The sequence below is a fragment of the Nocardioides limicola genome, from assembly GCF_016827675.1.
GTDB classification, from domain to species: Bacteria; Actinomycetota; Actinomycetes; order Propionibacteriales; family Nocardioidaceae; genus Nocardioides; species Nocardioides limicola.
Window position 1 is genome coordinate 378942 of sequence record NZ_JAERJA010000002.1, and the last position, 21392, is coordinate 400333.

Consider the following 21392-nt stretch of genomic DNA (forward strand, 5'->3'; position numbering starts at 1 on the left):
GTACTCCTCCTGCCGATACCATGAGGGCCGCTCGTCGCAATGAGAAGAGGCCAACGCATCCATGTCGCAGACGTATGCTGACTACCGTTTGAGCCAGCTGGACCAGCTGGAAGCGGAGTCGATCCACATCTTCCGTGAAGTGGCGTCCGAGTTCGAGAAGCCGGTGCTGATGTTCTCCGGCGGCAAGGACTCGATCGTGATGCTCCGACTCGCCGAGAAGGCGTTCTACCCGGCGAAGATCCCGTTCCCGGTCCTCCAGGTGGACACCGGCTACGACTTCCCCGAGGTGCTCTCCTGCCGCGACTCCTGGGTGGACCGCCTCGGCGTACGCCTGATCGTCGCCAGTGTCGAGCAGGCGATCGCGGACGGCATCGTCGTCGACGACGGGAAGACCAGCCGCAACCGGCTCCAGATCGGCACCCTGCTGCACGCGATCGAGGAGAACGGCTTCACCGCCGCCTTCGGTGGCGGTCGCCGCGACGAGGAGAAGGCGCGCGCCAAGGAGCGGGTCTACTCCCACCGCGACGAGTTCGGTCAGTGGGACCCGAAGATGCAACGCCCCGAGCTGTGGAGCCTCTACAACGGGCGGCTGCATGAGGGCGAGCACATGCGCATCTTCCCGATCTCCAACTGGACCGAACTGGACATCTGGGACTACATCGGCCGCGAGGGCATCGAGATCCCGTCGATCTACTTCAGCCACCAGCGCAGCGTGTTCGAGCGCGACGGGATGCTGCTCAGCCAGAGCGAGTACAACCCGCTCCGTGAGGGCGAGACGGCCGCCGAACGGACCGTCCGCTTCCGCACCGTCGGCGACCTGACCCTGACCGGTTGCGTCGAGAGCACCGCCAGCACCATCGACGAGATCATCGAGGAGGTCGCCGTCGCCCGGGTCACCGAGCGTGGCGCCACCCGCGGGGACGACCGGTTCTCCGAGGCCGCGATGGAGGACCGGAAGAAGGAAGGCTACTTCTGATGACCACCCAGACCGGGATGGACCTGCTCCGCTTCGCCACCGCAGGATCGGTCGACGACGGCAAGTCGACGCTGATCGGTCGACTCCTGATGGACTCCAAGTCCATCTTCGAGGACCAGCTCGAGGCGGTCGAGGCGACCTCGCAGTCCAAGGGGTACGACTACACCGACCTGGCGCTGCTCACCGACGGACTGCGGTCCGAGCGGGAGCAGGGCATCACCATCGATGTCGCCTACCGCTACTTCGCCACCCCGAACCGCAAGTTCATCATCGCCGACACCCCCGGGCACGTGCAGTACACCCGGAACATGGTCACCGGCGCCTCCACCGCCGACCTCGGCCTGGTGCTCGTCGACGCCCGTCAGGGCCTGACCGAGCAGTCCCGCCGGCATGCGGTGATCCTGTCGCTGCTGCGGGTGCCGCACCTGGTGCTGGCGGTGAACAAGATGGACCTCGTCGACTTCAGCGAGGAGGTCTTCGAGCGGATCTACGCCGAGTTCACCCAGTTCGCCACCAAGTTGAACGTGCCCGACCTCCAGGTGATCCCGATCTCCGCCCTGCAGGGCGACAACGTGGTGAACCGCTCGGAGAAGATGCCCTGGTACTCCGGGCCGACACTCATGTACCACCTCGAGCACGTGCACGTGGCCTCGGACCGGGACATGGTCGATGTCCGCTTCCCGGTGCAGTACGTGATCCGGCCCAAGTCGGACGACTTCCACGACTACCGCGGGTACGGCGGCCAGGTGGCCGGCGGGATCCTCAAGCCCGGCGACGAGGTCGTGGTCCTCCCCTCGGGGATGACCACCAGGATCTCCGGCATCGATCTGTTCGACCGCGAGATCCCCGAAGCGTTCCCGCCGATGTCGGTGACTGTGCACCTGGAGGACGACGTGGACGTCTCCCGAGGCGACATGATCGCCCGGGTGAAGAACGCGCCCACCCCCAGCCAGGACATCGACGCGATGGTCTGCTGGATGACCAACCAGCCGCTGCGCCCCCGGCAGAAACTGGCCATCAAGCACACCACCCGCACCGGCCGAGCCCTGGTCAAGGACATCCAGTACCGGCTGGACGTGAACACGCTGCACCGCGATCAGGAGAGCCAGGAACTCAACCTGAACGAGATCGGCCGGGTGCAGTTGCGGACCACCGTGCCACTGCTGTGCGACCCCTACTCCAAGAACCGCACCACCGGCTCGTTCATCCTGATCGACGAGGCCACCGGGATCACCGTCGGTGCCGGGATGATCAACGGCTGACTCGAACTCAGCGCAGCTTCGGTCGCACGTGCATCCCGACCTCGGGATCGACGATGACCTGCTGAGCTGCGGGGAGCCCGTCGGCGAGCAACTGCTCGTCGACGGGTACGTTCCGCTTGATCAGCGCCAGCGCGATCGGGCCCCACTCGTGGTGCCGGGCCGCACTGCCCACGAACCCGACCGCACGAGAGCCCTCGCCGTCCGTGCGCACCTCGGCGCCCGGGGTCGGCAGCCGGTTCTCCGAACCGTCCAGGTGCAACAGCACCAGCCGCCGCGGCGGCCGTCCCAGCGTGTGCACCCGGGCGACCGTCTCCTGACCGCGATAACAACCCTTGTCCAGGTGCACGGCCGAGCCGATCCAGCCGACCTCGTTGGGGATGGTCCGGTGGTCGGTGTCGATCCCCAGCCGCGGCTCGCCCCGGGCGATCCGCAACGCCTCGAACGCCCACAGGCCACACGCGGGGCCGAGCGCTCCGGCGTACTCGACCAGTCGGTCCCGCGGGACCAGGTCGAACCGACCCGGCGCCGCTTCCGCTCCGGAAGAATCGGGCCGCCAGGTCACCGCCCAGTCGGCGCTCGCGTCGGTGACCTCGACCTGGTTGAGGAACCGCATCCGGTCCAGGAACTCGATCAAGGGGCCGACGCGACCGGGCTCGGTGTGAGCCAGGAACACCTCGCCATCATCCACGCCGGTGAAAGCATGCTCGACATGGCCCTGTGGGCTCAGGATCAGCGTCGTCGTCCACTCGCCCGGGGGCAGCTCCAGCAGGTGCTGCGTGGTCAGGTCGTGCAACCACCGCAGTCGGTCCGGGCCGGCGATCCGGATCACCTCACGGTGACTGAGGTCCACGAAACCCTCGCCTCGAGCGAGCGTGCGCTGCTCGGTGTTGAACGAGCCGTAGTGCGCGGCGACCGGGGCGTCGACACCCGCGGCGGTCACCGCGCCCGGCAGATCCACCAGTGGGCTGGTCACTCAACGCTCCCCTCAGAGGTGGCACCGTCACAGTGGTGACAGGTCCCGAAGATGGTCAGGTGACCGATGTCGGGGGTGAAGCCGTAGCGCTCCCCCAGCAGTCCGGTCAGGTCGGCCACCTCACCTGAGTCAACCGAGGTCACGGTCGAACAATTCCGGCAGACGAGGTGGAAGTGTTCCCGGCCCCCGATCGAGTGATAGGTCGGCGCCCGATCGGAGAGATGCGTGTGTCGGATCAGCCCGATCTCCTCGAGCACCTCCAGGGTCCGGTAGACCGTGGAGAGATTCACTGCGGCCGAGTGCCGGCGTATCTCAGCGTGCACCTGGTCGGGGGTGGCGTGGCCCAACTCCTCGACGGCACCGAGCACCAGTTCGCGTTGCGGGGTGAGCCGGTAGCCCCGCTCCCGCAGCCGCGCCCGCCAGTCCGAGTTCATCGCCTCGTCAGCTTGGCCCACAGGTGCGGCTGCAGTTCGTGTCCGGTCGCGGCCATGTCGTAGGCGTAGAGGAGGTCCCCGTCCACGTTGCCGTACATCCGCTTGCCACCGGCGACCTCCTTGGCCGACTCGGTGAAGGAGACTCCGGCGGTGTGCAGTTCCACCCGCCCGTCCGCCGCCGCGCCGTACCAGACCTCACTGATGCCGGTCGGATGCACGAGCAGCACCTCGACCTTCCCGCCCGGACGCGCGCGCCAGAAGCCGGTCTCGATGGCGGCGTCGCGCACCTTGTTGCCGTCCTCGTCAACGATCCAGGAGCGGGCCAGGTAGTGGAAGAACGGCCGACCGTCGTGGGTGAAGATGATCTCCTGGCCGAACGAGAACGGATCGATGCTCGGGTAGTCGCCGTGCCCGTTGCCCTGCCAGGTGCCGAGCAGCCAGGCGATCGGTGCGCAGTCCGGGTGCAGATTCTCCGGAAGCTCGAACGGCATCGCGTCACTCACCCTTCACCCGACGGCCGCGGGCCAGTTGGGCCGCGGTGACCACCAGGACACCGGCGCCCACGAGAACGCATCCGATGATTGCAGCGATGAAGACGGCGTCCACAGCAGTGAGTCTACGCAGTGGCTAAGGTCGGGGTATGACACGGCTACGAATCAAGGTGACCTGCGGCGGCGAGGACCCCGAACGGTGCAACCAGGCCTTCACGGTGGCCGCCGCCGCGGTCGCGTCCGGCGCCGATGTCGGGCTCTGGCTCACCGGCGAGGCGGCCTGGTTCGCCGTGCCCGGACGGGCCGAGGAGTTCGCCCTCCCACTCGCCGCCCCGCTGGCCGACCTGCTCGCGGCGGTCCTCGCCGGCGGCCAGGTCACCCTGTGCACCCAGTGCGCGGACCGGCGTGGCATCGGCGCCGAGGACGTCCTCGACGGCGTCCGGATCGCCGGGGCGGCGGGCTTCGTGGAGGAGATCCTCACCGAAGGCACCCAAGCGCTGGTCTATTGACCACGAAGGCTCGGCCACGCCGCTAGACTGCGGAGGTCCTGACGGCTCGGACCGTTTCCCTGATCGGTGAAGGCACGGAGTGGAACTCAAAAACCTGCTGAAGATCGCCCGACGACGTTGGCGTTCGATCACTTCGATGCTGCTCCTGGGACTCGTGGTCAGCGGCGCCATCTCGTACGTGATGCCCAAGCAGTACGAGTCGACCGCCAGAATCTACGTCTCCGTCGACGCCCAGATCGTCTCCGAGCTCTACACCGGCGCCGCCTATGTGGCCTCCCGGATGAAGTCGTACGCCGAACTGGCCAGCCACGCCGAGTTGGCCAGCCGGATGATCTCCGAACTGTCGCTGCCCGAGTCCACCACCCAACTGGGTCGCAAGATCCGCGCGGAGTCCGCGGTCGACACGGTCATCCTCACCTTCACCGTGACCGACCGTGACCCTGCCCGGGCGCAAGTGATCGCCCGCACCGGCTCACAACTGCTCGTCACCTATGTCGAGGAACTGGAGACCCCGCCCGGCCAGTTGCAGCCCCAGGTGAACGCGCACATCACCGACGCCGCGGACTTCCAACCCAACCCGGTCTCACCACAGATCGCCCTCAACCTCTCGGTCGCGGCGCTGATCGGCCTGCTGCTCGGCGTGGGCCTGGCCACCGTCCGGGAGCTGCTCGACAACACCGTCAAGCTCGCCGACGACATCAAGGAGCTCGCGGCGGCGCCGGTGATGGCCAGCGTGGGCACCGAACGGCGGATCCCCAAGGAGCCGCTGCTCACCGACGTGAGCGGCTTCTCGCCCCGCGGCGAGGCGTTCCGGCTGCTGCGCACCAACCTGCAGTACCTCGACATCGACCACGACCTGCGGTCGCTGGTGATCACCAGCGCCGTCGCCGGCGAGGGCAAGACCCACACCGCCGTGAACCTGGCCATCACCTTGGCCCAGGCCGGTCAACGGGTCCTGATCGTGGACGCCGACCTCCGTCGGCCCCGGGTCGCCCAACTGCTGGGCCTGGACCGCTCGATCGGTTTCACCACCGTGCTGGTCGGCCGGAACACCCCGGCCGAGGCCATCCAGGTGCACCAGGAGTCCGGCGTACACGTGCTGGCCAGTGGCCCGACACCCCCGAACCCGACCGAGATCCTGCAGACGCACGCGGCCCGGGACCTGCTGCACGCGCTACGCGACTCCTACGACACCGTGGTCATCGACGCGCCGCCGCTGCTGCCCGTCTCCGACGCCTCGATCCTGGGCACCATCACCGACGGCGTGCTGATGGTGACCCGCTATGGGAAGACCAAGCGGGAGCAGTTGGAGGTCGCCTCGGCCCGGGTCCGCGGCGTCGGCGGCCGACTGCACGGCGTGGTGGTGAACATGGTGCCCAAGCGCGCCGCCGAGGGCTACCACTATTACTACTACTACTACGAGGCCACCCGCCCTGGTGCCGACACCAGCCGCAAGACGCCCGGAAGGTTCGGGCGCAAGGGGGACCGGGCCAAGGCCAAGCGCAGCGACAAGAGCCGTGCCGGCGACAGAGCCAAGTCCTCTCGCAGTGCCCGCAAACGAGCCGATGACGGCGCCGACGTGAGCAAGTGAGCCCCTGACGTGACCGGTGACGGTGTCACTGGCCGGGTCGCCCTGGTGGCAACCTTCGGCCTGCTCGTGGTCGCCCTGGCCGGGCTGGCCACCCGCGGCACCATCTTCGCCATCCTGGCCGTCGGGGCTGCGCTGGGACTCACCGTCGTCTGCGTGCTCGGGCCCCGCTTGACCGGAGCCCTCTGCCTGATCGCCGCGATGGCACTGGCGCCGCTCGACGACATCCGGCCCGGCGAGACGTCGCTGCTCAACGCCTCCGACATGGCGGTGGCGGTGGGCTTCGCCCTGCTGGTGCCCACCATGATGCGGCGGCGGGCCCATGTGCCCGGTCTCTACCTGCTCGGGGTGGCCGTGCTGCTCACCGCGGTGCTGCTCTCCTCGGCCATGGCCAGCAACCCCACCGAGAGTTTCATGCTGGCGATCCGACTGCTCATTGCCGCGGTCATGCTCCCCTTGGCGTTCGCCTGGTGGTCACCGCCGACGCGGTGGGTCAACGCGCTCTGCTGGGGGTACGTCGGCGGCCAGGTGGTCAGCACCGTCTACGGCCTCACCCTCGGTGGCACCGTGCACGGTCGCCATGTCGGGCTGACCCGGCACCCCAACTACTACGGCCTGGCCGCGATGGTCGCCGTAGCCCTGTGCATCTACCTGCACCACCGCACGCCCCGGGAGTACCGGTGGGTGGTCTGGGTCGCCGGCGGCATCTGCCTCTACGGCGGCCTTGTCAGCGGTAGCCGCGCCTCGACACTCGGGCTGATCGCCCTGGTGCTGATGGTGGTGATGATCGAGCGCTCGGTGCTGTCGGCCTGGTGGGTCCTCTCCGGAGGGCTGACGTTGGCGCTGACCCTGCAGTGGCTGGTCGACTATCTGGGGCCTGGCTCGGCCGTGGCCCGGATCCTGCCCGGCGACTACGGGGCGAGCCTGTCCGACCAACACCGCAACATAACCCTGGAGATCTACTGGGACCAGTTCTTGGCCAGTCCGCTGCTCGGCAACGGGTTCACCAACGAACAGTTCGAGGCACACAACGCCTACCTGCAGATCGCAGTGGCACTGGGCGTCGTCGGCCTCGCTGGCTTCCTGATGATCGGCTGGTCGCTGATGCGGCCACTCTTCGCCCGCGGCGACCGTCGAGCGCTCTGCTACGTGGCGGTCTCGTACGCCGTGGTGGCGCCGGTGACGCCCAGCGTCTGGGACCGGATTGTCTGGGTCGGTCTGGCATTGGGCATCCTTGCCTCGGTGCCCGACACCGATCCACAGCAAAGCGACCATGATCGGACCGAGTTCAGTCCCGCCAAGGAGACCACGTGATTCGCAACCCCAGCTTCGCGATGCACCGACTGCGCCAGACCGGGCGCTTCCGCAACGCGCCCCAGGTGCTGTGGTCCATCGCCACCAGCCGCACCCCCCTGCGTCGTGACGCGCTGCGCTTCGTGATGAAGGACGGCACGGTGATCGACACGCCCAACCAGCCGGGCGCCCGGGTGCCCATCTACGAGGTGTTCGTCGAGGACGCCTACGACTACGACGCGTTGACCGAAGGCCTACGCCCGGACCTGGTGGCCTTGGACATCGGTGGCCACGTCGGCTGCTTCTCGGTCGCCCTGGCCAAGCACAGCCGGGAAGCCCGCGTGCACACCTACGAGGCATCACCGGTCACTGCCCAGTGGTTGTTCCGCAACGTCGAGCAGAACGAGTTGAGCGACCGCGTGCACCCGCACCACAGCGCTGTGGCTGGAGTCACCGGCACTCTCGAGTTCGCCGACAACGGCCGAGGCAGCGGACTCAACGGCGTGACCGCCGCCCAGCGAAGCGGGCACCCGACCGCGATAGCGACCGTCCCGGCAGTCACCTTCGGCGATGCCGTGCGGGCCGCGGGCGGCACCGTGGACCTGGTCAAGATGGACACCGAGGGTGCCGAGTACGACATCGTCCTCAACAGCTCCGCCGAGGACTGGGAGACCGTCTCCAGGATCGTCCTGGAGCACCACGCCGTCCCTGGCCAGGACGCTGCGGAGCTGGAGAGGTTCCTGGTCGGCGCCGGCTTCGAGGTGACACGCCGGGAGAGCGGCGGCACCGCGGGCATCCTCTGGCTCGACCGGCGATAGCCTGACCGCCATGCGCCCACCGTCGTACGCCCTGCGCCGGGTCCGTCAGACCCTGCGCTTCGCCAATGGTCCGTCCGTGCTGCTTGCGATGGCCTCGTCCCGCTCCCCCTGGCCACGTGCGGAACTCACCTTCCGCACCCGCAGCGGAGCGGCGGTCGCCACCCCCAACGTCGCGGGCGCGCGACTGGCCGTCTACGAGCACTTCGTCGAGGACACCTACCGGCTCGGGGACCTGACCGCCGGCCTGCGGCCGGACTTCCACGTCCTCGACGTCGGCAGTCAGGTCGGTGCCTTCGCGGTGGCCATCGCCCGGCACTCCCCCCAGGCGCACGTGCATGCCTACGAGGCGTCCCCGGAGACAGCTGAGTGGCTGCAGCGCAACGTCGCCGGCAATGACCTCGGGGATCGGATCCATCCGCACGCGGTGGCCATCTCCGACCATGACGGGACGCTCGAGTTCGCCGACCTCGGCGCTGCGAGCGTCCACAACGGCATCACCGCCCCCGGCGACACGGCGACCATGGTCACCGTCCCCTGCGCGACGATGGCGACGGCGGTCGCACTGGCCGGCGGCCGGGTCGAGGTGGTCAAGATGGATGCCGAGGGGGCCGAGTACGACGCCGTGCTGAGCTCACCGGAGGCGATCTGGGCTCCGGTGCAGCGGGTGGTGATGGAATACCACCCGGTCCCCGGGCACAGCGTCGAGGAGCTGGTCGACTTCTTCGCCCGGGTCGGCCTCGATCTGGTCCAGCACCGGCCCGAAGGTCGCCCGGGGCTCGGGCTGGCCTGGTTCTCCCGAGGAGCCTGACCAGGTGCCACGGCTCCCTGCAGCACTGGAACCGGCGTTCCCGCTGGTCAAACGGGCTCACCGGATGGCCACCCGACGGACCGGGGCGCTCACCCGGCGGCTCGCGCACCGCTACTCCGGCCCACGCGCGCTGCCGGTCCGGGGCACCTCCCGGTCGGTGGACACGGTCGCGGCCGAACCGGACGCGGTCCGGATCCATACCAGTGGCCCGGCCACCTCACTGAGCCGGCCGGCACCGATCGGCACCCCGCCGGGGCACTGGTACTTCGAGTCGCTGCGTGACGTCGACCTGGGGGCTCGGTTCACCCTGGAGATCGACCACGGGCGGGTCGTCGGCAACTACGCCGCGCACCTGACACCGGGCGGACTCCTCGACTTCGAGACCAGCCACTACTTCGGGGTGCACGGTTGGCACGAGCATCCGCTGTACCTGCGGCCGCGACTGCCCCGGATGGAGCACGTCTCCGGGGACCTGCTGTCGTTGGCGACCCGAGGCACCGGCGTGAACTACTACCACGTGCTGATGGACCTGGTGGAGAGGTACGCGATCTTCACCGAGTCGATGCCCGGGGCACACCCGGATGCGGTGCTGGTGAACCGCAACACCCGGTTCGCACGGGAGTACCTGACACTGCTGGGGCTTGACGAGGTGCCGTGCATCGAGGCCACCAAGCACGTCGCCTTGCAGGCGGATCGACTCTGGGCGCCGAGCCTGCCGAACGCGGAGAACCTCGCTCCCCCGCAGACCACCGCGTGGATCCGGGAGAACCTCAGGCCCCGGCGTACCCAAGGGCTTCCGAAACGGATCTACGTGACCCGTGGCGACCGACGCAACAGTCGCCGGGTGGTCAACGAGCAGGCCCTGTTGCGCCTGTTGACCCCGCTGGGGTTCGAGGTCTTCGACCCTGGCCAGCACTCGGTCGCCGATCAGATCGACCAGTTCGCCGCAGCCGAGGTGGTGGTCGGACCGCACGGAGCCGGTCTGACCAATCTGGTCTTCGCTCCGGTCGGTGTGCGGGTGCTGGAACTCTTCGCGCCACGCTATCTGAACCCGGGCTACTGGACGATCACCGCCAACATCGCTGAGTCGAAGTACCGCTACCTGGTGGGGTTGCCCGATGACCCGAGGCCGCCGGGCGCGCCGATGCAGAACGTGTACGACGACATCACCGTGGACCCCGACGTCTTCGCAGACATGGTCACCGAGTTGCTGGCCGGCTGACGTGCGTGCGGTGATCCAACGCGTCACCGCCGCCTCCGTCGAGGTGGAGGGTGTGCTGGTCGGCGAGATCGGACCGGGGTTGCTGGTCTACCTGGGTGTCAGCCACGCTGACGGTCCGGAGCAGGTGGCCTGGATGGCCCGCAAGCTGGCCGGCCTCCGGTTGCTGCGTGAGGAACGCTCGCTGTCTGACCTGGTGGCCGCCAGCGAGCCCTCCGAGGCCCTGGTGGTCAGCCAGTTCACGCTGTACGGCGATGCCCGCAAGGGTCGCCGGCCGACCTGGCAGGCCGCCGCCCCGGGACCGGTCAGCGAACCCCTCTACGACGCGGTCTGTGATGACCTCGCCGGTCTGGGTGTGCGGGTGGCCCGCGGCGTCTTCGGCGCCGACATGGCGGTCGCCTCGGTCAACGACGGCCCGGTGACCCTGATTCTCGACTCCCCCTGACCGAGTTGGGCCCCATCCGCGCCGAGTTGGGCCCCATCCGCATCGACTTGGGCCCCATCCGCATCGACTTGGGCCGCAGCATGCAGAACGGGCCCCGACCGCCGAAGCGGTCGGGGCCCGTCGTGGCGTCAGACGTCGATGGCGACTTCGGCCACCACACCGGTCTTCGCGACCACGGCACGGTCGACCGGGTCCGCCTGCGGCACCAGGGTGCGCAGCGTCCAGTCGCCGTCGCCGGCGAAGAACCGGAAGTGACCCGACGCCGACAACGGCACCTCGGCGGTGAACTCGCCGGTGCGGTCCAGGAGCCGCACGTAGCCGGTGCTCACCGGCTCGCCGCCACGCAGCACCTGGCCCTGGATGATGGCCTCGATCTTGGTGTTGACGCCGTCCAGGGACAGCCCACCCTCAGTGGCTCCGCACATGCTCAGGCCTCCCCGGGCTCGTCGCCGAGGGTGATCGGCACACCGACGAGGGAGCCGTACTCGGTCCAGGAACCGTCGTAGTTCTTCACGTTCTCCTCACCGAGGATCTCCTGCAGCACGAACCAGGTGTGCGAGGAGCGCTCACCGATCCGGCAGTAGGCGATGGTGTCCTTGTTCCAGTCGACGCCGGCCTCGGTGTAGATCTCGCGCAACTCGTCGTCGGACCGGAAGGTGCCGTCGTCGTTGGCTGCCTTGCTCCACGGGACGCTGACCGCAGTGGTGATGTGCCCGGCGCGCTGCGCCTGCTCCTGCGGCAGGTGGGCGGGAGCCAGGAGCCGACCGGCGAACTCGTCGGGGCTGCGCACGTCGACCAGGTTCTGGGTGCCGATCGCGGCCACGACCTCGTCGCGGAACGCTCGGATGGACAGGTCCTGGTCCTTGGCGACGTACTCGGTGGCGGGGCGGCTGGGCACCTCGTTGACGAGCTCGCGGGAGTCCAGCTCCCACTTCTTGCGGCCACCGTCGAGGAGCTTGACGTCCCCGTGCCCGTAGAGCTTGAAGTACCAGTAGGCGTAGGCGGCGAACCAGTTGTTGTTGCCGCCATAGAGCACGACGGTGTCGTCGTTGCTCACGCCGCGCTCGGAGAGGAGCGCAGAGAACTGCTCCCGGCTCACGAAGTCACGACGCACCTGATCCTGCAGGTCGGTGCTCCAGTCCAGCTTGATGGCACCACGAATGTGGCCCTTGTCGTACGACGTGGTGTCCTCGTCGACCTCGATCAGGACGATGCCGGGGGTGTCGAGGTTGGCCTCGACCCAGGCGGCGGAGACGAGTGAGTTCTCGCGACTCATAAGTGTGATGCTCCTACTTGGTTGTGGTGGTGGGTGTGCTGACGGTGAGGGGTGCAGTGCTGCGCTTGAACAACAGGTAGATCTCGCAACCGAGGCAGAAGCCGAAGGCTGCGTTGAGGAGTGCGGCGGCCAGGGCCGCTCCCACTGCGATGGCGCCGAGCAGGGGCGCGCCGACGAGGTACCCGATCAGGCCGACGACCGCGAAGACGAGGCCGACCGCTTGCGCGAACTGCGGCGGGGCCGGGTCCTCGAGCTCGGTCGGCGCACTGAGACGCGGTCGGATCAGTCGACGGAATATCCAGGCGTGCGGCGTCCGCTGCACACCCAGCAGGGCTGCGTGTGCGAAGAAGAGCGCCTGCAGGGCGAGCAGGGCCACGGCAGCCCGGTGCGGCGCCAGCAGCAGCACTGCAGCAAGCAGTACGACGGTGACGGCGGCCGAGAAGCGGGGCCCGCGCGGGTCGATCCCGGTGGTGGACATGGTTCTCCTGAGGTCCTGAGGTCAGAGTGGACGTGTGCTCGGACACCTGCAGGCAGGACGCAACGACGGCGTCAGCGGAGAGGGGTGTCCGGTCAGGACATTCGACACAGCGCCGAGCGCACGCGGCAGTGATCCACTGCGCGGCGCTTGGTCAGCATGGTCGAGAACATGGGGAGCACTCTAGGCCGGGGGCGCGAACATCGCCAAAGAGGCGTCTCGAATAATGGACCGCTCATCCATATTCTGAGATCAGGAGCTGGCGGTGGCCAGCAGAGCCTCGAAGCGATCGGCGCATCCGGCCAGCGCGAACTCGCGCTCGGCCAACTCCCGGGACGCAGCGCCGACCCGGTCGGCGAGCTCGCGATCCTCCAGGACCCGGCGTACCCAGTCGCCGGCCTTGGCCAGCGAGGATTCCTCCGGGGGCAGCACGCAGCCGCCGACCGAATCGATGAGCGTCGCGGCCAGGTTCTCCGCCGGCATCAGGCCGAGCACCGGTCGGCCCGCGCACAGGTAGGAGAGGGTCTTGGAGGGCACCGAGAAGGCGCCGGCGGACTTCTCCAGCAACACCACCAGCACGTCTCCGGAGCCGAGCACTTCCGGCAGTCGCTCATACGGCTGGAACGGCAACAACGTCACCGGCACCGCCAACCGGGCCGCCTCCTGGGCGATCACGTCCATGGCCGGGCCCTCACTGACCACACACAGGTGCAGGTCAATGCCGGCGTCCAGCACCTCGCGGGCCAGGCCGACGAGGAGTTCCGGGTTGTGCTTGAGTCCGAGGGTGCCGGAGTAGACCAGCGTCTTCACCGAGTCGAGCCCGTGCTCGCGGGAGAACGGGTTCAGCCGTTCGGTGGGCACGATCTCGTCGATGGGCGCCCAGTTCGGGATCACCACGGTCTTGTCCGCAGTCCCCCACCCTCGATGCACGTCGAGGAAGGCGTCCGAGATCACCACGATGCCCGCGGCTCGGCGGCAGGCCCACCGCTCTCCGGCCGCGATGAGGACCGCCACCAGCCGGAAGACCGGGTGCAACTTCTCTCCGGCGAAGGACCGCACCGCGATGCCCTGCACGTCCTGGTGCCAGAGCACCCAGCGCACCCGGGTGACCCACAGCCAGGCGGTCACCACCACCAGCATCGGGATCGGCACGTTGCCGGCGAGTACGACGTCGGGCCGCAGCCGCCGCACCTGCCGGATGAGCTGCCCACCGAAGCGCAGTTCCTGGACCAGTCGGCGTCCGAAGGAGAGCTTGTCGATCTTCTCGCCGACCCCGATCGGGTCGAACCGGATCGACTCCCCCGGTTCCGCGGCGAGCCGCCCACGTCCGGAGACGTGGGCGGCACACCACGAGTGGGTGACCTCGTGGCCACGACCGCTCAACTCCCGGCTGAGCTCGGCCTGGAACGGGTGCCCGCTGTAGTCGTGGACCAGGATCCGCATCTAGGCGAGTTCGGCCTTGACCTGGTCGTACACCCACGCGTAGGTCTGGGTGAGGCCATCGAGCAGCGAGATGGACGGCTCCCAGCCGTAGGTGGCCATGATCTGGGTGTTGTCGGAGTTGCGGCCCCGGACACCCTGCGGTGCGTCGAGCTTGTACTGGCGCTCGCAGGTCACGCCGGCGATGCCTTCGACGATGTCGACCAACTGGTTGATCGAGACCAACTCGGACGAGCCGAGGTTCACCGGCTCGCCGGAGTCACCGGCGAGGATCATCTTGCTTCCGTGCACGCAGTCGTCGATGTACATGAAGCTGCGGGTCTGGTGACCGTCGCCCCAGATCTCGATCTCCTTGTTGCCGGTGATCGCCGCGGTGGCCACCTTGCGGCAGACGGCCGCGGGCGCCTTCTCCCGGCCGCCGGTCCAGGTGCCGTGCGGGCCATAGACGTTGTGGTAGCGGGCGATCCGGGTGACCATCCCGTAGTCCTCGGCGAAATGCCGGCACATCCGCTCGGTGAAGAGCTTCTCCCAGCCGTAGCCGTCCTCGGGCATCGCCGGGTAGGCGTCGGCCTCCTTCAGCGCCGTCACTGCAGTGTCGGTCTGCTTGTCGGCGGCGTACACACAGGCGGATGAGGAGTAGAAGTACCGCTCCACCTCAGCCTCCTTGGCGGCCTGCAGCATGTGCGTGCTGGTCAGCACCGAGAGCATGCAGGCGGCCTTGTTGTTCTCGATGAAGCCCATGCCACCCATGTCGGCGGCCAGCATGAAGACCTGGGCCGCTCCGTCGGTGGCGCTCATCGCGTTCTCCAGCAACGACAGGTCAGCGACGGAGTTCTCCGCATCCGGATGGACCTGGTACCACTCCTCGGTCGGCTTGACGTCCACCGACCGGACGGTCAGACCCTGACGGAGCAGGTCTGCGACGAGGTGGCCCCCGATGAAACCCCCGCCCCCTGCGACCAGTGCATCCACACTCTTGGACACGGTTCGAGCCTTCCTACTTGGATTCGACAACGACGTTTGCTTGGTCAACGAGAGCAGCGGCCCTCGGTCACTGCGGCACCGCTGCGGACGTGCGGATCACGCTACCGCGAAGCCGCGTAGTCTGCTCCCGTGACTGACCAGACGTGGACAAATCGCACCAGAGAACGCGGCAAGCTGGCCATCCGTCGAGTCCTGCACCGGATGGACCTCGACCTGGGCAAGGACCCGTTCACCAAACGACTCGCCCGCAGCCTCGTCCACGCCGACATCACCGCGGTGCTCGACGTCGGCGCCAATGTCGGCCAGTACGCGACCATGCTGCGCCGGGCGGGCTTCTCCGGAGACATCGTCTCGGTGGAGCCGCTGTCGGGCGCCTATGCGCAGTTGCACACCCGCGCCGCCAAGGACTCCCGCTGGACCTGCCTGAACTCCGCCATCGGCAGCGGCGGTGGGACGGCCACGATCAACGTCTCCGCGAACTCGTTCTCCTCGTCGATCCTGCCACTCACCGACGCCCACCTGAGGGCCGCGCCCGGCTCCGAGGTCATCGCCACCGAAGAGGTGCCGCTGGTCTCCGTGATCGAGCTGATGGATCAGTACGGGCTGTCCCCGGAGACGACGCTGCTGAAGGTGGACACCCAAGGCTTCGAAGGCGAGGTCCTGGACAGCGCCGGCGACCTGCTGGACCGGTTCGCCGGCGTCCAACTGGAGCTCTCGTTCGTCGAGCTGTACGCCGGCCAACCGCTCTTCGACGAGCTGGTGGACCGGATGCGCAAGGCAGGGCTTGAGCTCTGGCAGCTCGAGACCGGCATCTCCGGCCCTGACGGGCGGCTGCTGCAGGTCGACGGAGTCTTCCTCCGCACCCGCTGACTCGGGATCAGACCCGCTGCAACCACAGCGATGAGGGCGGGTTCGAGTCCTTCGCCAGGGGCGTGTACCCGGGGAAGCGGTCGATCAGGAACTGCTCGTCGGCATGCCTCAGCATCGGCGTCGACAGCAGCACCCGGTAGGCGGAGTTGTGGGCCAGGAAGACCTGCACCAGCATCGCCTCGTTCCAGTAGACCGGCCACCGCTCACCGAACAGCCAGAAATCGGCCGGATACGGGCCGTTGAAGGGGAAGTGCACGTCGTGGATGTGCACGTAGACCCCGGGCTTGACCCGCGGCAACACCTCGGTGAACAAATATGCCACGTCACTGTCGATCTTGAACGCGTGCGAGGAGTCGATGAACAGAACATCGCCGGCCTCCAACTCGGCGAACACCTCCAGGTCGACATCCTGGACGATGCTCTCGACCAGGGTGAAGTCCGCGTCCAACGACTTGAGCGCGTCGAAGGGGTACGGCTCGACGCAGGTCAGACTCAGCGGTGACCCGTCCGCGGCGTTGCGGGCCGCGGCCAACGACGCGTAGAACGTGGACAGGCCGGAGCCGACCTCGAGGTAGCGGCGCGGTTTGTGCTCGCGGAGCATGAAGTACAGGGTCCGGGCGTCGAACTCCGGGTAGCCGGGGCCGAATCCCCGCTGGGTGTTGGCGACGTGGTCGCCGGCGACCTCGTCGTACTCGGCCTGCCAGGCGTCACCCAGTGCCTCGAGTCGCTTCTGCAGGGTGGGGACGTCGATGTCCACGCCGGGCAGGTCACTGGGCCGGTCCCAGCGGGCCCGGCTCTTCTCGAGTTCGGTGAGCACCGGCAGTGTCGAGTAGTAGTCCGCCCGCTTGACCACGTTGAGCCCGAGCACCGCGAAGAAGCGGTGCACGGAGCGGATCCATCCTTTGCGGAGGCGGAAAACGAGCCGGTCACCGAAGTGCACCAGGAATGCGGGCAGGAACGCGGCGACGCGGTGGCGAAGGCTGGCCATGAGCGCTGACCCTACGCCAGTGGACGCTGGTCGCGGTCGCGGACCATCAGGTGGGGTTGGGTGTCGGCCCATTCGGCCACCACGGCCCCCAACCGATGTCCGATCTCGCGGTGTAGTTCAGGGGTGTAGTGGAAGCCGTCGGGGAGCGCCAGGTCCAGGTCGCCGCCGTACATCTCCTCGACGATCTCGGCCACCGGGAACCAGATGATGTGCGGCTGGTCCAACCGCTCCACCATCTGCCGGATCGCGTCGTTCATCACCTCGAGGCGAGCTGCGTAGCCCGGATACCAGTCCTTGTTCCGCGCGCTGGGACCGAGGAACTCGAAGAACACCATCATCGGGCTGCCCAGCTTCTGCACGTGCGTCACGTAGCGCTCCAGGTCGGCCACCACTCGGTGTGGCCGGCGACGCCGGATGTTCGGGTTCACGATCCGGTCCACCCGGGCCTGGATCTTGCTCAACACCCGCCACACCGGGCGCAGCAGGTGCTGCCGGTAGAAGTCGACGTACCGGCGCGGCCGTCCTCTGAGGCTGTTGGCATGCCGCTCCAGCCACTTCGGCAGGAACAGGTGCAACGCCTCGTACTGGCCGCTCAGCAGCACCACCACGTCGGGCGAGAAGCCCAGCAGTTCTTCCTGCCAGGTGCTCAGGTTGGTGACCGCCTTCTCGCCGGGCTGGGTGAAGACCCGGAGCTCGGCCGGGCGACCCTGGGCGAGGAAGTACTCCTCCATCGCCCTGGGGAACGGGAAGTCGGTGCGTGGCCCTCCCATCCACGACGTCCAGTTCACTGTGCTGGGGCCTTTGACCACGATGCGCAACGGCATCTGGACGGCACCCACGGGAAGGGGCTCTGACATCAGCGTCTCCGGGACTCGACGACGGGGTTGGCCATACTCGGGCGCAGGCTAGCCGACAGTATGCTGCCACGCGTGACCACACCGCCGGAGAAGTCCGAAGAGAGCGCCCCGGATGCTCCGGTTGTCGGCCACATGCGAGACCGCTTCACCTTCCTGGTCGTCGTCATGGGCACCTTCGGACTGCAGGGCCTCACCCTGGTCACCGGGATCATCAGCGCCCGTCTGCTGGGCGTCGAAGGCCGCGGACAGGTAGCGCTGGTCTTCGCACTCGGCCTGATGCTGTCGCAGGTGACCTTCGGCGGCAGCCTGCCGGTCGCGATCGCGAAGAACCTGGCCGAACGCCGACTGGCCGCCCGCGATGGATTGCGGCGTCTGGCCCGGCGGCGCGGCTGGATGCTGCTGCTGCCGTGTGTGCTGGCCGCGGTGATGCTGCTGCTGCTGGAGCGGGATGCCAGCGGCGGCGAACGCTACGGGCTGGCGGTGGCGGTGGCGGTGATGACGCTGCAGACACTGGTCTTCCGGATGCTGGTCGGCTCGCTTCAGGGCGAGATCGGCCATCTGGGCCGGATGGCCCTGGTCGCGATGACCCCGCAGGCACTGTTCACGATCGCGCTGACCACGGCCTGGCTGGCCGGCTGGCAGTGGAGCGCCCTGGACGTGCTCGCGTCGTTCTTCGTGGCCTCGCTCATCGGTGTCCTGCTGGGCTGGAGGGCGCTGGCCCGACCGACCCGGCGGGTCGAGGACGAGCTCGACCAGGGTCGGCTCTTCGCGGACGCCCGGCACGCCTACGTCAGCTCGGTCAGGCCGATCGACGGGATCGGCCTGGACCGGATCCTGGTCGGCGCTCTGCTCGGCACCTTCGCGCTGGGTCTGTACGCCGCAGCGGTGGCGGTGGCGTTCCTGTGCAGCATCGTCGGCCAGGCGGTCTCGGTGATCACCCTGCCGCGGGTGGCGATGTACCACGACGACCCGGAGGCCCAACGGGCGGTGATCCGTCGCTGGCTGCTGCTCTCGGCAGCCCTGATCGTGGTCATCGTGCTGGCGGTGCAGGCGATCGTGGCGCCGGCCATCAGGATCGCCTTCGGTGAGGAGTTCACCGGCGCCATCACGGTGGCCCGATGGCTGGTGCTGGCGGTCGGCTTCCTGGGGTTCCGGACCGTGCTGATCAGCGTCCTTCAGGGACAGGGCCGCGGCGGCACCGCCTCGTGGATCGAACTCGCGCTGACCCCGGTACTCGTGGTCGGCGTGCTCATCTCGGCCCACTACGAGAGCCTGGAGGGTGTCGGGGTCGCGATGCTGGTCGTCGGGGTGATCGCCTGCATCGCGCTGGGCGCGGTGGTCGCGCGCCGTCAGCCGGTCAGGCCGCCGTCGACCACCAGCACCTGACCGGTCAGGTAGCTGCCCGCCGGGTCGGTGAGGAACTGGCAGACCCGGGCGATGTCGTCGGGCTCGCCGAGACGACCGGCCGGTGTGCGCCGGACGATCTGCTGCAACTGGTCCTCGTCCAGCCCGTGGCTCATCTCGGTGCGCAGGTAGCCGGGCGCGATCGCGTTCACGGTGATCCCGCGGGTGCCCAGCTCCCTGGCCATCGCGCGGGTCATCCCGTCCATCGCCGCCTTGGTGGCGCTGTAGACCGCGAGGCCGCGGTAGCCGGAGCGGCCGACGATCGAGGAGATGTTCACGATGCTGCCCGATCGCCGGGCGAGCATACGTCGGCCGACGAGACGGGTCATGTAGATGGTGCCCTTGAGGTTGAGGTCGACGACGGTATCGATGTCCTCGTCGCTGAAGAGGCCCAGGATCCCGTCCCGGGCAACGCCGGCATTGTTGATCAGCACGTCGACGCGACCCCAACGCTCCACCACTGCCTTGACGAAGACCTCGCAGTCCTCGACCTTGGACAGGTCGGCCGGGACGAACAGGAACCGGTCCGGCGCCTCGGACTCCCAGCCGTCGACCTCGGCGGTGCGACTGCGCGCGCAGGTGGCGACCAGGTCCCCCGAGTCCAGGTAGGACCGGACGATCCCGGCTCCCAGGCCGCGGCTGCCGCCGGTGACGATGACCACCCGCGGTCCGGTCTCGGTGTGCTGCTCAGACATCGGTTCTCCTCACGATCTTGCCCCCGGCGGTGGTGATCTCGTCGACGATCCTGACGCTGCGGGGTCGGGCAGCGTCAGGCAGGTCGGCACAGGCGTCGCGGATGGCGTTCTTCACCAGGTCGGGGTCGGCCCCCGGAGTGGCCACCGCCTCGACTGCCACGATGGTGCCGGTCATGGCGTTGGGACGGCCGTAGACCCGAGCCAGGGCCACCCCGGACACGGCGGCGACGCGCTCCTCGATGGGGAGCGGATGCACCTTCACGCCGCCGACATTGATGATGTCGCTGGCCCGGCCTCGAAAGACGATCCGATCGCCGTCCAGGTCGACCAGGTCACCGGTGGCGCGCCAGCCGTCCGGGTCGACCGGTGGCTCCCCGTAGTAGCCGAGCATGCCGGTGCGGGACCGGATCCACAGCTCCCCGTCATCGATCCGGAAGGCCACGTCCGCGTCCTCGGGACGGTTCAGCACCGACGCCGGTAGGCCGGCGCGACCATCCCGGGTGGAGCCGGTGGAACCGAACTCACTGCCGGCGTAGACCTGGGAGACGCGGGCCTGGGTGAAGGTGCCGCGCAACTGGGCCAGCAGCGGCCCGGGGATGGCTTCGCCGCCGAGCGTGATCTGCTGCAACTGGGGCACGGCCCCCCCGTCCGAGGTCAGTTCGGCCAGCAGGAATCGCCAGTAGGTCGGCGTGGCGCTGGCGTGGCTGACATGGTGCTCGCGCATCGCGGCCAGGCCTTCGCGTGGGCGTCGCGGCGCGGGAGCGACCAGCGTGGCGCCGGCGGCGAGCACGTGCAGCAGGATCTGCAGGCCGGCGAACTGGTGCAGGCCGTAGGCGAGCAGCCAACGCTCGTCGGGAGCGGGCTGGACCCGGCGCACGCCGCGCAGCAGCCTCGCCCAGTCGTGCCGGACGCCGCGAGGTGCCCCGGTGGTGCCGGTGGTGAGCACCAGATGCGGGCGGGCGGGTGCCGTTTCGGTGCCGATGGCGGCCGGGGCCCCGAAGAGCTCGGTCGAGGAGTACGCCGTCACCTCGAGGTCCGCCAGGTCGGCACGGTCGGTGACCAGCACCGGCTGCTCGAAGCGACCCAGCAGTTCGGCCAGCACCGCGGGTGGGTCGGGCGGCAGCACGCACGCCTCCGCGCCGATCGCCGAGGCAGCGGCCAGCAGGGGCAGCACCACCTCGGCCTCGTGGTCGGCGATGGCGAACCGGGTCACCCCACGCCCGGCCAACGCGGCGGCAGCCGCCTCGGAGCGGGCCAGCAGGGCGGCGTACGTCGTCACCTGACCGGTGACGATCGCCTCCCGGTCGCCGGCACTCTCGGCGACCCGGCGGATGAGCTCGATCAAGCCTGCGCCCCGGCCGCGTAGAACGCGAGGATCTCGGCCAGGGTCTGGGGCATCGTGCCGCTGCTGTAGGGGTCCTCGCCGTGCTCGTCCTCGAGCAGCGCCGACAGTTCCGCGGTCTCCAGGGAGTCGAGGCCGACGCCGTCGGCGTAGAGGTTCATCTCGACGTGGAAGTCGGTGGGCAGCTTCTTGGTGCGAGTGAGGAAGTCCACGACGGTCTTCTCGATGGCCGCAGCAGTCATGCG

Annotated in this window: 24 protein-coding genes; 11 read left to right on the forward strand and 13 right to left on the reverse strand. The window is 68.6% G+C overall.

The features are described 5' to 3' along the window. The first annotated feature begins 61 nt into the window (after positions 1 to 61). Together cysD and cysN are read left to right on the forward strand one after the other, a co-directional pair. Complete coding sequence (gene cysD / locus JKG67_RS05745) at positions 62 to 976, forward strand: sulfate adenylyltransferase subunit CysD (protein ID WP_203336308.1); 915 nt, start codon at positions 62 to 64, stop codon at positions 974 to 976. Next, entirely contained in the window at positions 976 to 2238 is a 1263-nt protein-coding gene (gene cysN, locus JKG67_RS05750; RefSeq protein ID WP_203336309.1) for a sulfate adenylyltransferase subunit CysN, read from the forward strand. Before cysD ends, cysN begins: the two co-directional genes overlap by 1 nt. Before the next feature lie 7 nt (positions 2239 to 2245). On the opposite strand, the gene ygfZ is transcribed toward cysN, so the two are convergent. Genes ygfZ through JKG67_RS05765 form a run of 3 tightly spaced genes read right to left on the reverse strand, consistent with a single transcriptional unit; the run spans position 2246 to position 4136 of the window. Further along, positions 2246 to 3211 carry a CAF17-like 4Fe-4S cluster assembly/insertion protein YgfZ gene (gene ygfZ, locus JKG67_RS05755; RefSeq protein WP_203336310.1) on the reverse strand — a complete coding sequence of 322 codons (966 nt, stop codon included), beginning with the start codon at positions 3209 to 3211 and terminating at the stop codon, positions 2246 to 2248. Then, a complete protein-coding gene (locus JKG67_RS05760) occupies positions 3208 to 3645 on the reverse strand; it encodes a Fur family transcriptional regulator (protein WP_203336311.1) in 438 nt (145 codons plus the stop codon). Before JKG67_RS05760 ends, ygfZ begins: the two co-directional genes overlap by 4 nt. Continuing rightward, entirely contained in the window at positions 3642 to 4136 is a 495-nt protein-coding gene (locus JKG67_RS05765) for a heme-binding beta-barrel domain-containing protein (protein WP_203336312.1), read from the reverse strand. The genes JKG67_RS05760 and JKG67_RS05765 overlap by 4 nt, the downstream gene beginning before the upstream one ends. Positions 4137 to 4285: 149 nt before the next feature. Here JKG67_RS05765 and JKG67_RS05770 point away from each other — a divergent pair, with 149 nt between their 5' ends. From JKG67_RS05770 to dtd, 7 genes are all read left to right on the forward strand, one after another. Further along, positions 4286 to 4645, forward strand: a complete 360-nt coding sequence (locus JKG67_RS05770) for a DsrE family protein (protein ID WP_203336313.1) — start codon at positions 4286 to 4288, stop codon at positions 4643 to 4645. 79 nt (positions 4646 to 4724) lie between these two features. Beyond that, positions 4725 to 6236: a tyrosine-protein kinase domain-containing protein gene (locus JKG67_RS19035; protein ID WP_203336314.1), complete on the forward strand. Its 1512-nt coding sequence runs from the start codon at positions 4725 to 4727 to the stop codon at positions 6234 to 6236. A gap of 9 nt (positions 6237 to 6245) precedes the next feature. After that, complete coding sequence (locus tag JKG67_RS05780) at positions 6246 to 7547, forward strand: O-antigen ligase family protein (RefSeq protein WP_203336315.1); 1302 nt, start codon at positions 6246 to 6248, stop codon at positions 7545 to 7547. After that, positions 7544 to 8344 (forward strand): FkbM family methyltransferase, encoded by an 801-nt coding sequence (locus tag JKG67_RS05785; protein ID WP_203336316.1) that lies wholly within the window; start codon positions 7544 to 7546, stop codon positions 8342 to 8344. The genes JKG67_RS05780 and JKG67_RS05785 overlap by 4 nt, the downstream gene beginning before the upstream one ends. Before the next feature lie 10 nt (positions 8345 to 8354). Continuing rightward, positions 8355 to 9152, forward strand: a complete 798-nt coding sequence (locus tag JKG67_RS05790; protein WP_203336317.1) for an FkbM family methyltransferase — start codon at positions 8355 to 8357, stop codon at positions 9150 to 9152. A gap of 4 nt (positions 9153 to 9156) precedes the next feature. Then, a complete protein-coding gene (locus tag JKG67_RS19040) occupies positions 9157 to 10374 on the forward strand; it encodes a glycosyltransferase family 61 protein (RefSeq protein WP_203336318.1) in 1218 nt (405 codons plus the stop codon). A 1-nt stretch (position 10375) separates the two neighbouring features. Continuing rightward, the gene (dtd, locus tag JKG67_RS05800; protein ID WP_203336319.1) at positions 10376 to 10816 is read left to right on the forward strand and encodes a D-aminoacyl-tRNA deacylase; all 441 of its coding nucleotides are present in this window, start codon (positions 10376 to 10378) and stop codon (positions 10814 to 10816) included. A gap of 128 nt (positions 10817 to 10944) precedes the next feature. Here the strand turns inward: dtd and JKG67_RS05805 are convergent, their stop codons facing one another. The 5 genes from JKG67_RS05805 to JKG67_RS05825 form a co-directional block, all read right to left on the reverse strand. Continuing rightward, positions 10945 to 11241 carry a DUF1416 domain-containing protein gene (locus JKG67_RS05805; protein WP_203336320.1) on the reverse strand — a complete coding sequence of 99 codons (297 nt, stop codon included), beginning with the start codon at positions 11239 to 11241 and terminating at the stop codon, positions 10945 to 10947. Positions 11242 to 11243: 2 nt separating this feature from the next. Next, positions 11244 to 12092: a sulfurtransferase gene (locus tag JKG67_RS05810; RefSeq protein WP_203336321.1), complete on the reverse strand. Its 849-nt coding sequence runs from the start codon at positions 12090 to 12092 to the stop codon at positions 11244 to 11246. A 13-nt stretch (positions 12093 to 12105) separates the two neighbouring features. Continuing rightward, complete coding sequence (locus JKG67_RS05815; RefSeq protein WP_203336322.1) at positions 12106 to 12570, reverse strand: DUF4395 domain-containing protein; 465 nt, start codon at positions 12568 to 12570, stop codon at positions 12106 to 12108. Positions 12571 to 12819: 249 nt separating this feature from the next. Then, positions 12820 to 14010 carry a glycosyltransferase family 4 protein gene (locus JKG67_RS05820; protein ID WP_203336323.1) on the reverse strand — a complete coding sequence of 397 codons (1191 nt, stop codon included), beginning with the start codon at positions 14008 to 14010 and terminating at the stop codon, positions 12820 to 12822. After that, positions 14011 to 14991 (reverse strand): NAD-dependent epimerase/dehydratase family protein, encoded by a 981-nt coding sequence (locus tag JKG67_RS05825; protein WP_307816448.1) that lies wholly within the window; start codon positions 14989 to 14991, stop codon positions 14011 to 14013. Between the two features lie 129 nt (positions 14992 to 15120). Here JKG67_RS05825 and JKG67_RS05830 point away from each other — a divergent pair, with 129 nt between their 5' ends. Then, positions 15121 to 15861 (forward strand): FkbM family methyltransferase, encoded by a 741-nt coding sequence (locus tag JKG67_RS05830; RefSeq protein WP_203336324.1) that lies wholly within the window; start codon positions 15121 to 15123, stop codon positions 15859 to 15861. 7 nt (positions 15862 to 15868) lie between these two features. Here the strand turns inward: JKG67_RS05830 and JKG67_RS05835 are convergent, their stop codons facing one another. Next, a complete protein-coding gene (locus JKG67_RS05835; protein ID WP_203336325.1) occupies positions 15869 to 16849 on the reverse strand; it encodes a class I SAM-dependent methyltransferase in 981 nt (326 codons plus the stop codon). Between the two features lie 11 nt (positions 16850 to 16860). Next, positions 16861 to 17706 carry an SGNH/GDSL hydrolase family protein gene (locus JKG67_RS05840; protein WP_203336326.1) on the reverse strand — a complete coding sequence of 282 codons (846 nt, stop codon included), beginning with the start codon at positions 17704 to 17706 and terminating at the stop codon, positions 16861 to 16863. 72 nt (positions 17707 to 17778) lie between these two features. Here JKG67_RS05840 and JKG67_RS05845 point away from each other — a divergent pair, with 72 nt between their 5' ends. After that, positions 17779 to 19092, forward strand: coding sequence for a lipopolysaccharide biosynthesis protein (locus JKG67_RS05845; RefSeq protein WP_203336327.1), 1314 nt, complete (start codon positions 17779 to 17781; stop codon positions 19090 to 19092). Here the strand turns inward: JKG67_RS05845 and JKG67_RS05850 are convergent. Genes JKG67_RS05850 through JKG67_RS05860 form a run of 3 tightly spaced genes read right to left on the reverse strand, consistent with a single transcriptional unit; the run spans position 19056 to position 21389 of the window. Beyond that, entirely contained in the window at positions 19056 to 19805 is a 750-nt protein-coding gene (locus tag JKG67_RS05850; protein ID WP_203336328.1) for an SDR family NAD(P)-dependent oxidoreductase, read from the reverse strand. The genes JKG67_RS05845 and JKG67_RS05850 overlap by 37 nt on opposite strands. Next, positions 19798 to 21150: an ANL family adenylate-forming protein gene (locus tag JKG67_RS05855; RefSeq protein ID WP_203336329.1), complete on the reverse strand. Its 1353-nt coding sequence runs from the start codon at positions 21148 to 21150 to the stop codon at positions 19798 to 19800. The genes JKG67_RS05850 and JKG67_RS05855 overlap by 8 nt, the downstream gene beginning before the upstream one ends. Continuing rightward, positions 21147 to 21389, reverse strand: a complete 243-nt coding sequence (locus JKG67_RS05860) for a hypothetical protein (RefSeq protein WP_203336330.1) — start codon at positions 21387 to 21389, stop codon at positions 21147 to 21149. Before JKG67_RS05860 ends, JKG67_RS05855 begins: the two co-directional genes overlap by 4 nt. Between the last annotated feature and the right edge of the window lie 3 nt (positions 21390 to 21392).

Coding starts and splice junctions, on each gene's coding strand:
- cysD (WP_203336308.1), top strand. CDS start 62: ATGTCGCAGACGTATGCTGACTACCGTTTGAGCCAGCTGGACCAGCTG.
- cysN (WP_203336309.1), top strand. CDS start 976: ATGACCACCCAGACCGGGATGGACCTGCTCCGCTTCGCCACCGCAGGA.
- JKG67_RS05760 (WP_203336311.1), bottom strand. CDS start 3,645: ATGAACTCGGACTGGCGGGCGCGGCTGCGGGAGCGGGGCTACCGGCTC.
- JKG67_RS05765 (WP_203336312.1), bottom strand. CDS start 4,136: ATGCCGTTCGAGCTTCCGGAGAATCTGCACCCGGACTGCGCACCGATC.
- JKG67_RS05770 (WP_203336313.1), top strand. CDS start 4,286: ATGACACGGCTACGAATCAAGGTGACCTGCGGCGGCGAGGACCCCGAA.
- JKG67_RS05790 (WP_203336317.1), top strand. CDS start 8,355: ATGCGCCCACCGTCGTACGCCCTGCGCCGGGTCCGTCAGACCCTGCGC.
- JKG67_RS05805 (WP_203336320.1), bottom strand. CDS start 11,241: ATGTGCGGAGCCACTGAGGGTGGGCTGTCCCTGGACGGCGTCAACACC.
- JKG67_RS05810 (WP_203336321.1), bottom strand. CDS start 12,092: ATGAGTCGCGAGAACTCACTCGTCTCCGCCGCCTGGGTCGAGGCCAAC.
- JKG67_RS05815 (WP_203336322.1), bottom strand. CDS start 12,570: ATGTCCACCACCGGGATCGACCCGCGCGGGCCCCGCTTCTCGGCCGCC.
- JKG67_RS05820 (WP_203336323.1), bottom strand. CDS start 14,010: ATGCGGATCCTGGTCCACGACTACAGCGGGCACCCGTTCCAGGCCGAG.
- JKG67_RS05835 (WP_203336325.1), bottom strand. CDS start 16,849: ATGGCCAGCCTTCGCCACCGCGTCGCCGCGTTCCTGCCCGCATTCCTG.
- JKG67_RS05840 (WP_203336326.1), bottom strand. CDS start 17,706: ATGTCAGAGCCCCTTCCCGTGGGTGCCGTCCAGATGCCGTTGCGCATC.
- JKG67_RS05850 (WP_203336328.1), bottom strand. CDS start 19,805: ATGTCTGAGCAGCACACCGAGACCGGACCGCGGGTGGTCATCGTCACC.
- JKG67_RS05860 (WP_203336330.1), bottom strand. CDS start 21,389: ATGACTGCTGCGGCCATCGAGAAGACCGTCGTGGACTTCCTCACTCGC.